This is a genomic window from Mesorhizobium sp. M7A.F.Ca.CA.002.04.1.1 (assembly GCF_004022805.1).
Lineage (GTDB): Bacteria > Pseudomonadota > Alphaproteobacteria > Rhizobiales > Rhizobiaceae > Mesorhizobium > Mesorhizobium ciceri.
Window position 1 is genome coordinate 1 of the sequence record NZ_RZPL01000105.1, and the last position, 10935, is coordinate 10935.

9 protein-coding genes are annotated in these 10935 nt (G+C 64.9%); 5 read left to right on the plus strand and 4 right to left on the minus strand.

What is annotated here, in order from left to right:
* The coding region (locus tag ENZ75_RS08135) for an FAD-dependent oxidoreductase (RefSeq protein WP_164887761.1) at positions 1-1123 on the plus strand (1123 nt) is incomplete at its 5' end.
* Here ENZ75_RS08135 and ENZ75_RS08140 read toward each other — a convergent pair.
* Genes ENZ75_RS08140 through ENZ75_RS08155 form a run of 4 tightly spaced genes read right to left on the minus strand, consistent with a single transcriptional unit; the run spans position 1120 to position 5466 of the window.
* Positions 1120-1788, minus strand: coding sequence for a GntR family transcriptional regulator (locus ENZ75_RS08140; protein ID WP_024502527.1), 669 nt, complete (start codon positions 1786-1788; stop codon positions 1120-1122). The two genes, ENZ75_RS08135 and ENZ75_RS08140, sit on opposite strands and share 4 nt — an antisense overlap.
* A gap of 16 nt (positions 1789-1804) precedes the next feature.
* Positions 1805-3115 (minus strand): aspartate aminotransferase family protein, encoded by a 1311-nt coding sequence (locus ENZ75_RS08145; RefSeq protein ID WP_063167564.1) that lies wholly within the window; start codon positions 3113-3115, stop codon positions 1805-1807.
* Entirely contained in the window at positions 3116-4174 is a 1059-nt protein-coding gene (locus ENZ75_RS08150; protein ID WP_063167563.1) for a phosphotransferase, read from the minus strand. It lies immediately after the preceding gene.
* Entirely contained in the window at positions 4171-5466 is a 1296-nt protein-coding gene (locus ENZ75_RS08155; protein WP_063170179.1) for an ArgE/DapE family deacylase, read from the minus strand. Before ENZ75_RS08155 ends, ENZ75_RS08150 begins: the two co-directional genes overlap by 4 nt.
* 203 nt (positions 5467-5669) lie before the next feature.
* On the opposite strand from ENZ75_RS08155, the gene ENZ75_RS08160 reads away from it, so the two are divergent.
* The 4 genes from ENZ75_RS08160 to ENZ75_RS08175 all read left to right on the plus strand — a co-directional run.
* Positions 5670-6332 carry a GNAT family N-acetyltransferase gene (locus tag ENZ75_RS08160; protein ID WP_244514272.1) on the plus strand — a complete coding sequence of 221 codons (663 nt, stop codon included), beginning with the start codon at positions 5670-5672 and terminating at the stop codon, positions 6330-6332.
* Entirely contained in the window at positions 6329-9055 is a 2727-nt protein-coding gene (locus ENZ75_RS08165) for a LuxR C-terminal-related transcriptional regulator (RefSeq protein ID WP_063167562.1), read from the plus strand. Before ENZ75_RS08160 ends, ENZ75_RS08165 begins: the two co-directional genes overlap by 4 nt.
* Positions 9056-9138: 83 nt before the next feature.
* A complete protein-coding gene (locus tag ENZ75_RS08170; protein WP_013532992.1) occupies positions 9139-10260 on the plus strand; it encodes a class II histone deacetylase in 1122 nt (373 codons plus the stop codon).
* A 4-nt stretch (positions 10261-10264) separates the two neighbouring features.
* On the plus strand, positions 10265-10935 hold a 671-nt coding region (locus tag ENZ75_RS08175), incomplete at its 3' end, for a branched-chain amino acid ABC transporter permease (RefSeq protein ID WP_128278014.1).

Here is a 10935-nt window from a genome sequence, read left to right on the forward strand (position 1 = left end):
TCTCGAAGCCGAATTCATCGCCTGGGGCGCAACCGGCAGGAATGCTGGCTTCGTCGTGCCGAACTTCGCCAAGATGGACCCGGCCGACATACTGGCCCATCTCGGACCATCGCGTGGCGAAAGGCTGATCGATTTCGCCGCCGGCAGCGCCGACCTGGTTTTCCGCCTGATCCGGCAGCACGGCATCGACTGCGACGCCGTGCAGAACGGATGGATCCAGCCGGCGCATTCGCCTGCCGCCTTTGAAAAAGTCAAGTCACGTGCCGGGCAGTGGGCACAGCGTGGCCGGCCGGCAGTCACATTGGATCGGCAGGAAGTCGAAGCCCTGACAGGCGTGCCAGGCTATGTCGGCGGCTGGATGGACCGTTCCGGCGGCGTGCTCAATCCGGTCGCCTATGCGCGCGGATTGGCCGATGCGGCGGAGAAGGCCGGCGCAAAGATCTTCGAGCAGACGCGCGTCACCTCGGTTGATCGCATAGCCGATGGCTGGATGCTGAAAATGCCCTCTGGCTCGGTACGCGCGGGCAAGGTGCTGATCGCCACCAACGCCTATGGCTGGTCCCTCAATCCGTCGTTGCAGCGAACCTACTTCCCGCTGAAAGTCTTCCAGATCGCGACAGCGCCGCTACCTCGTGAAGTGCGCAACCGATTGCTTCCCGGCGGGCAAGGTGTCGGTGACACCAGACGCAATCTGTTCACCTTCCGCTTCGACGCCGAAAACCGGCTGATCAGCGGCGGCATGCATATCCTTGGCGCCGGTGCGGATACGCGCGTACCGCAGACGATCTGGCGAAGGCTCGGCCGGCATCTCGGTCTGCCCGACCTGCCGCCGCTTGCCTACAGCTGGTCGGGAATGGCAGCGGTCGAACCGGATTTCCTGCCGCACCTGATCGACCTCGGTCCGGGACTGATCGCCGGTCGCGCCTGCAACGGGCGCGGCATCGCCATGACGACGGCGATGGGCAAGGTTCTGGCCGACTGGGCCGCCGGCACCGACGCCCGCGACCTGCCGCTGCCCTTCGCGCCGCCGGCGCCAATACCGTTCCACGCCGTGCTGCGGCACGCGCCCAACATGCTGCTCGGCTGGAGCATGCTGCGCGACCGGCTGGACGGGACGAGCTAGGCCGACGGCTCCCTGGCAGCGTCAAGGTTTGCAGACAGCACAGCGGCCGCCACGGCGATGTCCTCTTCTATGAAAATCCGCACAGTGGGACCGCTGCGCTGCTCCAGTGCGGCGACGATCTTGCGATGCGCGTCGTTGGACTGCGGGATGTAGCGATCGGCCTGCATCAGCAGCTTGAGATAAGGCCCGACCCGCCCCCAGAGGTCGCGGATCATGTTCAAAAGGATCGGCGCGCCAGCATGCTGGTAGATGGCGAAGTGGAACGCCTCGTTCAATGAGAGATAGGCCCTGGCGTCGCCGGCCTCAATGGCACGCTGCATGCCGGCGAGCGTCGCCTGGATGTCAGCCAGCCCGCTTTCGCTCATCCTGGTCGCCGCCATCTCGCCCGCCAGTCCCTCGACGGCGATGCGGATGCGCGTCAGCTCCTCGAAGGCAGGCGCGGACAGCAACGGCACGATGACCGAGCGGTTGTTCTGCATCTCGAGCAGCCGCTCGGCGACAAGCCTCTGCAGCGCCTCGCGGATCGGTGTCGTCGAGATGCCGAACGTCTCGGCGAGCTTGCGGATGACCAGCGCCTGGCCCGGGCTGAAGCCGCCGGAAATCAGCTCCTGCTTGAGCGCGCCATAGGCGCGGTCATTCAGGGTCTGATGTTCGAGCTTCAGCATGCGCGGGCCGCTCCGATCACCAGTTCGACAGAGCGCGATCGAGCGTCTCGGCCAGTTGCTCGGCATTGTCCCTGGCAAAGGGCAGTGGCGGCCTGATCTTCAGCACATTGCCGCGCGGACCGCAGGACGAGATCAGCACGCCGTCCTCGCGCATGGCTTCGACGACCGCCGATGTCTTGGTGGCGGCCAGAGCCTCGTCGCCGTCCGCCGTCAGCTCGACGCCGAAATAGAGGCCGTTGTGCCTGACATCAGCGACCGCGCCGTGCCGGCCCTGCAGGGCGCGCAGCAGTTCACTCGTATAGGCGCCGACATTGCGCGCATTCTCGATCAGCCCCTCGCCTTCGATGACATCGAGAACGGCGAGGCCGACAGCGGCCGCGACCGGGTTGCCGCCGAAGGTGTTGAAGTAGCCGGTGTTCGAACCGAAGGAGGCGACAAGCTGCGGCCGCACGAGCACGGCGCCCATCGGGTGCCCATCGCCGATCGGCTTGCCCATCGAGACGATGTCAGGCTCGATGCCATAGTTTGCGAAGCCCCACATGCCCTGGCCAAGCCGGCCGAAGCCGGACTGGACCTCATCGGCGATGACGATGCCGCCGGCCTTTTTGACGTGATCCGCCGCTTCGCGCATCACCGCCGCATCGGGAAAGAAGATGCCGTCGCTGGAAAAGGCGGAGTCGAGAAGCAGCGCCGCCGGCTTGATGCCTTTTGCTCGCATGTCCTCTATGGCAGCGGCGACATTTCCGGCGAAATCATGCGCGGCCCGGCCATGGTCGCGGAACGTGTCCGGCGCTGCCACCGTGCGGTGGTGCGCTGGTACCCCCTTTGCCCCGACCGCCGCCGGCGACAGTTGCGCCGTCGCTATGGTGGCGCCGTGATAGGCGAAATCGGTGATGATCACCCCGGTGCCGCCGCTGGAATGCTGGGCAATGCGGATGGCAAGGTCGTTCGCCTCGCTGCCGGTGCAGGTGAACATCGCGTGGCCGAGATGGGCCGGAACGGTGCCGAGAAGCTTTTCCGCGTAATCGAGGATGATCTCGCTGAGATAGCGTGTGTGGGTGTTGAGCGTTGCGGCCTGCCCGGACAGTGCCTCGACGACGCGCGGATGGCAGTGGCCGACCGAGGCGACGTTGTTGTAGGCGTCGAGGAACTTGCGGCCCTGGGCATCGTAGAGCCACACACCGCTGCCGCGCACCAGATGAATAGGGTTGCGGTAGAAGGCGCGGTAGGTCGGCCCGAGCAGCCTGGCGCGGCGTTCGAGCAGCGCGCGCTCCGATGCAGCCGCGTCGGCATTTGCGGGATACGGCGAGGACTGGGGCACGAGCATCTACTCCGGATTGGAATGGTCGAGAAAATAGCGGCGGGCATCGGTGGACGACAGACCATCAAGCTTTTCAAGCGAAGCCCAGACCTCGGTGGCGAGGCGCAGCACGTAGTCGCGCTTGGCCGGGAAACGCTCGGCCTGCCAACTGGCGATGTTGACGATGAGCGCAAGTCGGGCACGGATCAGATCGAAGAGAATGCCAATCTCTTCCTCCTCCAGTGGTTGGAGCGACTGATAACCTGCGACAAAGCGCGCTGCCGGTGCCAGCGGATGGCCTTCCGCCGGCCAGCGGTAGACGGCGCCGATGGCGAGGTCGCAGATCAGCGGCGAATGGATCATGTCGCCGAAATCGAGAATGCCGCTCACGACCTCCGGCCGCGAAGCATCCATCACCACATTGTAGGAATTCATGTCGTTGTGGACGATCTGCGCGCGCAGGCTCGGGATGACCGGCGCAGCATGCTCCTCGAAGGAGTCGATCGCGCGCTCGACCATCGCCCGCCGACTCGGATCAGTGATGTGCGCCATCATCGGCCGTGTCTTGGCGACCTTGCGGATGTCCCAGAGCAGGTCGTTGCCGGCGGCCGGATGGAAGAAGCCGCGCAGCGCCCGGCTGAGGCGGGCGAGGAAGATGCCCAGATTGCGATCCTGCGCCTCGGAAGTCGGCGAGCGCGACAGCAACTGACCGGACAGATAGGTCACCAGCCGGATAATGCGCGGCGCCGATCCAGCGACGCTGACCGCGAACTGCGCTTCATCCTCGATGCTTTTGCGCACCGAGGGAACCGGCAAGGTGGGGTCGACCGCAAGGATGTGGTCGAGCGCCTTGTTCTGGAAGTCGGTGAAGCCAGCTTCTTCCGCCGGATGGGAGATCTTCAGGACGAACTCGCCCTCGCCGTCGGTCTGAATATGGAAATTGTGGTCGCGTTCGCCAGGCAGCGGACGCGCGGTGCCGGTCAGCCCGTAGTGCCGGCGCAGGATGGCGAGGGCGTCGGCCGTGGAGACACCCGGTGCGTCCTCGGCGAGTGTTTCGCCGAACGCATCGGGCACCGCCGCATTCATGGCTTAGCCTCGATAGGTTCGAGGCCACACCAGTCGGCGATGAACAGCGCGATCGTCTGGGTGACCTTGCGCACCGAGTCGAGATCGACGGCCTCGTCATAGCCATGCGGCATGCGGCAGATCGGGCCGTAGACGATCGCCGGCGTGTCGGCATAGAGGCCGAAGAAACGTGCATCGGTGGTCGCCGAGGTGACGTGTTCCGTCAGCGGCTCGCCCCACACGGCGGTATGGCTGCGGCGCAGCACCGCTTCCATCTCGTCGGCGCCCTCCAGCACATAGCCCTCGGCCATGAAGCCATTGTAGGTCATCTTGGGTGGTCGGTTGGCCAGGAACGGATCGGCGCGCGCCGCATCGGCAATGCAGGCCTCGAGCTCGGCCCTGGCGTCTTCGAGCCTCTGGCCGGGATAGGTGGCGACGCGCATCTCGAAGACACAGCGCGCCGGAACGCTCGATGTCCACTCGCCGCCTTCGATCTTGCCGAGGTTGAAGCGGATCGGATGCGGGTGATCATGGAAATGCGGATCATCGACCTTGCGCGCGTTCCAGACGATTTCGAGCTGCTTCAGCGCCTGGATGATGACGAAGGCTTTTTCAATGGCATTGGCGCCGGCCGAAAATGCACCCGACGCATGCTGCGGATCGCCGTCGACCTCGACCCTGAACCAGATCGGCCCGACCTGCGCCCGCATCAGCCGCGGCTCCAGCGGCTCGGGAATGAAGGCGGCGTCGGCGCGGTAGCCGCGCTGCAGGCATGCAAGCGCGCCATTGCCGGTGCATTCCTCCTCGACCACCGACTGGAGATACACGTTCGCGGCCGGCTGATAGCCAAGGCTACGCAAGGCGCTCAGCGCATAGAGGCAGGCGGACAGGCCGGCCTTCATGTCGCCGGCGCCGCGGCCATGCATCCAGCCATCCTCGATCGCCGGATCGTAGGGATCGCGGACCCAGCGGTCGAGCGGTCCGGTCGGAACGACATCGATATGGCCGTTGAGGATCAGCGAGCGGCCGGTCGCGTTTCGCGGCGTGTGGGTAGCAACGACGTTGAAGGCATCGTCGTAAGAGACCGCCACGGGGGAAAAACCCGGCAGGTCGCGAATCACGTCGACATCGACGCGCCACATGTCGACCGCGTAGCCATCCGCCTCGTAGGCGGCGGCCATAAACGACTGCGCGGGGTGTTCCTCGCCACGTTGGGAGGGAAAGCGCACGAGGTCTTGCAGAAACGCGACCTGTCGGGCGAAGCCATCATCGACTGCGCTCAGAATGGCCTCATCCGCAATCCGCTTAGGCATCATATTTCACTTTCATCTGGATGGTGTATCATATCTCATATGCCATTCCTGTGAAATGCAAGAGGCATGCGCGCCAAACTTTCAGTCCAGGACTTGCCGTTCGATGCTGCCATGGTCTTGGGGGAGTTGGCATCGGATGCAGCAAGCCGATACTGCTATCTCTGGAAGACATGACGAGGAATGCGTTGATCACAGAAGACACGATGCCCGCCGAAATCACCGATCTCGCCATTGGCTACCATCGCCTGCCGGCTGGCAAGCTTGCCAATGCGGTGACCTGGATGGAAGCGCGTACGCCGCAGCCGGATCTCGCGCGCCCTTTGGGCATGACACGGATCACGACGCCCGACTGCGTTTCCTACCGGGCGATCTTTCTCAAGATCGGCGCACCCTGGCTGTGGGACCGCGTTTCCGAAATGTCCGATGCCGAAATCACCGAGCATTTCGCCGACCCGCGCCAGCATCTCTACTACGGCCATGATGAAACCGGCGCGCATCTCGGCATGGTCGAGTTCTTCGCCGCCGACAATAACGAGATCGAGATCACCTATTTCGGCCTGTTCCCGTCCCTGACCGGCCGCGGTTTCGGCAAACGGCTGATGGCCGGGGCACTGGAGCTCGCATGGCGTCTCAACCCGAGCCGCATCTGGCTGCATACAAGCAGCTTCGATCATCACAGCGTCATCGGATTCTACAGCGCCTGCGGGTTCGTGCCCTTCGCTACCGGATTTGAGATCGTCGACGATCCCCGTATCAAGGGAACCTTGCCGCGCGATGCCGCACCGCAAATTCCGCTGATCGAAGCGGAGTGGAGCGGCTGCGGCGACTCTCCCCCAGAGAGCTACAGGCTGTGCGGACCTAGATGAGAACAGCTCCGCAATCCGTCAGCCAAGCGTCGCCGCACCATCGCCGATGGGTGCGCCGCGAGACCATTCTGTCGACGCTGGCGCGTCATATCGACACGCGCATCGTGCTGTTCGCCGCGCCCGCCGGCTTCGGCAAATCGACGACGATGGCGCAATGGGCTGCGGAAATCGCACGCCACGGCAGGCTGACGGCATGGCTGTCCTGCGAGGCGACGGACAATGATGAGGGCGCCTTCCTATCGCATCTGGTGGGCGCGCTGCGCCATCTGGTCCAGAGCCCGGCGGAACTCGACCTTGCCTTCCAGTCGAGCCCCATCCCGCAGCTCGATGTCGTGCTCGCGGCACTTGTGGCGGGTCTGGCGGCGCGCGAGGCCGACATCACCCTGTTCTTCGACGATTACCACGCCGTCGAGGCGCCGGCGGTGAAGCGGTTCATGGAGCGCCTGACCCGGCAGGCGCCGGAAAATGTTGCTTTCGTCATCGGCTCACGCAGCCTGCCCGACCTGCAGCTCGGCAAGCTCCGGGTGCTTGGCGACGTTTTCGAAATCGGCCCCGACGATCTGCGTTTCGCCTCATCCGAGGCCGAAGCTTTCTTCAACGACAAGCTGGGCCTGAGCGTCAGCAGCGGCACGGTGGAGACCTTGTGCTCGCGCACCGAAGGATGGGCCGCCGGCCTGCAACTGGCCTCTTTGTCACTGAGTGCCGCGCATGCACCGGAAACCGTCATCGGCAATTTTACCGGCGCCAACCGAAACGTCGCCGACTTCCTGATGGGCGAAGTGTTCCTGGAACTGCCGCCGGCGATCGCAAAATTCCTGCTCTACAGCTCGATCTTCGAACGCTTCAGCGCCGAGCCCTGCCGGGCGGTGATGCGCGCGGCCGACGCCGAAGCGGCGATCACCGAGATCGAGACGCGCAACCTGTTCCTGGTGCCGCTCGACGAAGAGCGGCGCTGGTTCCGCTACCATCATCTGTTCCGCGATTTCCTTAGCCGCGAAATGGAACGGCGCGAACCGGAGATGATCGCGCCGCTGCATCTGGCGGCTGCCGAATGGTTCGGCGAGCGCAAGATGCTGACAGAGGCGATCGGGCACGCGCTGGCCGCCGGCGACCAGGCCCGCGCGGCGGTGTTCGTGGAGAACAATGCGCTCGACCTCATCGCCCAGTGCCAGCTTCTCTACGTGCGCCAGCTGCTGGCACTGCTGCCGAGGAAGCTGATCGACCAGCGCATTCGGCTGCAGCTGGTCGTGCTGTGGTTGGCGGTGCACAGCAGCCAGCCGGAGATTGCCCAACAGACGCTGAGCAATGCGCGCAAGCTGGTCGAAGCCGGACCGACCGACAGCAACGACCCGGGCACGATGACCGGCACAACGATCGAGGCCGAGCTCGTGGTTCTCGCCGCCGCCGTTCACAGCACGCTGGAGCAGTTCGATCAGGCGCGCGCCACAGCCCTTGCGGCCCTGCGCGTCATCGCGCCCGATGCCTGGTTCATGGAGGGCGCGACCGCCAATGTCATTGGCTACAACCTCTATGCGCTGGGTGACCTCGACGGCGCACGCGCCGCCATCGATGCGGCACGCCGGGCGCATGAGCGAAGCGGCAGCCTGCTCGGCGTCACCATTGCCAATTGCTACATGGCCGTGATCGAGCGTTCGGCGGGCCGCTTGCCCGCCGCCGAGCGGCTGCTGCGCAACGCGATCATCGAGGCTCGGGCGCGGATCGGTGCAAACTCCTATGCCGAGGCCCTGGCCGGCACGCTGCTTGCGGAACTTGCCTATGAGACCAATGCGTCGGGCGAAGCGCTGACCCTGGTCGAGAATCTCGGACCGCAGATCGAGGGCGCGGCGGTCATCGTCTATCCCCTGGCCAGCGTGCCGACCTATGCCCGCGTGCTGCAGCTGACCGGTCGCACCGAAGCGGCACTGGATATGCTTGAGCGCGTCTATCAACGCGTACATGGCACGGTGTATCGCCGCCTGGCATCGATGATCGTGCATGACCGCATACGTGTGCTGCTCGACCAGAACCGTATTGCCGAGGCGCGTGCGCTGCTGGCCGAGCATCGGGGCGAAGGGACCGAGGCTTCGGTGGTCATCACTACCGCCAACGAGTTCGAGTTCTTTGCCGAGGGCCGCCTGCTGACGGCCGAGAAATCCTATGCCGCTGCCGCGGGGGTTTTCGACGCGCTGCTCGAGCGCACGAAAGACAGCGGGCGCATGCGCCGCCATATATTGGCGCTGATCCTGCGCGCCAAGGCGGCCAGCGCCTTCCACGACCAACGCGAGGCCGACCGCAATCTCCTCAATGCGTTGCGTCTCGCCCAACCCTCCGGCTTCATCCGCTCTTTCGTCGACGAGGGAAGGCCTGTTGTCGAAGGGTTGATGCGGCTGCGCGCGGCCCAGGCGAAGACCGATCCCGCACTGTCAGCCTATGCGTCGCGCATCATCGATGCCGCGCAGGCGATGCCTGTCGCGACGCGCAAGCTGGCCGCACCAGCCGCCGAGAAGGAACAGCTCACCCAGCGCGAGGCCGAACTGCTGCGCTATCTCACCGAGGGCATGTCCAACCGCGATATCGCCTTGGCGTTGTCGGTGAGCGAGACCACGGTGAAATGGCATCTGAAGAACATTTTCGGCAAGCTCGCGGTGACCAACCGGGTGCAGGCGGTGCGCGCCGCGCAAGGATCTGCAGGCGCCCATACCCCTCCGAAAGGAGGGGCATAGATAAGAGGCGCGACCCCACTTTCGGGTCGGGCCATCTGATCGTTAGCCTGCTAGCGTCACCTGGTTTTCAGAGGACGCTGCGCATGGCGACAGGCTACGTTTTTCACGAACAGCTGATGTGGCATGACACCGGCTCCAGCGCCGACATGATGCCGCCCGGCCGTTTCGTGGAACCCGGCCGGCATCTGGAATCCCCTGGCTCCAAGCGCCGGCTGAACAACCTCATCCAGGTCAGCGGCCTGTCGCGGCATCTGGTGCCGATCATCCCCGAGCCGGTCTCGGTCGACGACCTGTTGCGCGTGCACACGCAACGCCATGTCGACGATATTCGCATGCTCAGCGAACGCGGCTCCGGTTTCGCCGGGCCGCAGGCGCCGATCGGCCTCAACAGTTTTGACATCGCGCTGCTGTCGGCCGGGACCACCTATGCCGCGATGCGCGCCGTGCTGACCGGCCGCGTCGACAATGCCTATGCGCTGGCGCGGCCGCCGGGACACCATGCCGAGCCCGACCAGGCGATGGGCAACTGCCTGTTCTCCAACATTGGCGTCGCTGTCCGCCGGCTGCAGCATGAAGGCTTGCTCGGGCGCGCGGCGATAGTCGACTGGGATGTGCATCACGGCAACGGCACCGAGACGGTGTTCTATTCCGACCCGTCGGTTCTGACCATTTCCGTGCACCAGGACAATCTCTATCCGACCGGGCGCGGTGCGCTGGCCGACAACGGGAAAGATGCCGGCGAGGGCTTCAACATCAACATCCCGCTGCCGGCCGGCAGCGGCACCGGTGCTTATGAAGCGACTTTCGACCGCGTTGTCGCACCGGCACTGCGCGCCTACAGACCGGACCTCGTCATCGTCGCCTCCGGCTTCGATGCGTCCGGCTTCGATCCACTCGGCCGCATGATGCTCAACAGCGAATGCTTCAGGCGTCTCGCCGCGCGCATGGTTGCGCTGGCCGCCGAGACCTCGCAAGGGCGCCTGATGATGACCCATGAAGGCGGCTACTCCGAGGGCTATGTGCCGTTCTGCGGCCATGCCGTCATCGAGACGCTAGCCAATCACCGTACCGAAGTGGTCGACCCTTTGTCGGACCATATCGACGAATGGGCCGGGCAAGACCTGCAGCTTCATCAGGCCGCGGTGATCGATGCCGCCGAAGGCCTGCTCGCCGGCCTGCGCCAACGTCTCGCCAGTGCGGCTTGACGCGATGGATTTCGTCATCACCACGCTGCTCAATGCGCTGACGCTGATCAGTATCCTGATGCTGGTCGGGCTCGGGCTGGCGATCAGCTTCGGCCTGATGAACGTGACCAATTTGGCACATGGCGAGTTCGTCACCGTCGGCGCCTTCGCGGTCTATTTCGTCCAGAGCATGGGTGGCTCGTTCTGGCTAGGGCTGGCGGCTGCCCCCATCGCCGGCGCGGTGATCGGCTGCATCCTCGAATTCGCCATCATCCGCCATCTCTATTCCAGGCCGGTCTCAACTGTGCTTGCCACCTGGGGCGTCAGCCTGATCCTGCAGCAAGGGCTGGAACTGATCTTCGGTCTCGGCGCCAAGCCGGTGACGCCGCCTATCGAGGGCACGCTCGACCTCTTCTTCACCGTCTACCCGGCCTATCGGCTGATCCTGATCGGCATCGCCATGCTGACCTTGCTCGGCGTCATCCTGCTGATCAGCCGCACGTCCTTCGGTCTCGACATCCGCACCGTCATCCAGAACCGCGAAATGGCCGAGGGCGTCGGCATCAACACGCGGCGCACCTACGCCATCGCCTTCACCTTCGGCGCGGCCATCGCCGGGCTCGCCGGCGGACTGGTCGCGCCGCTGGCGATCGTGCTGCCGCAGATGGGGGTGAACTATCTCGCCAACGCCTTCTT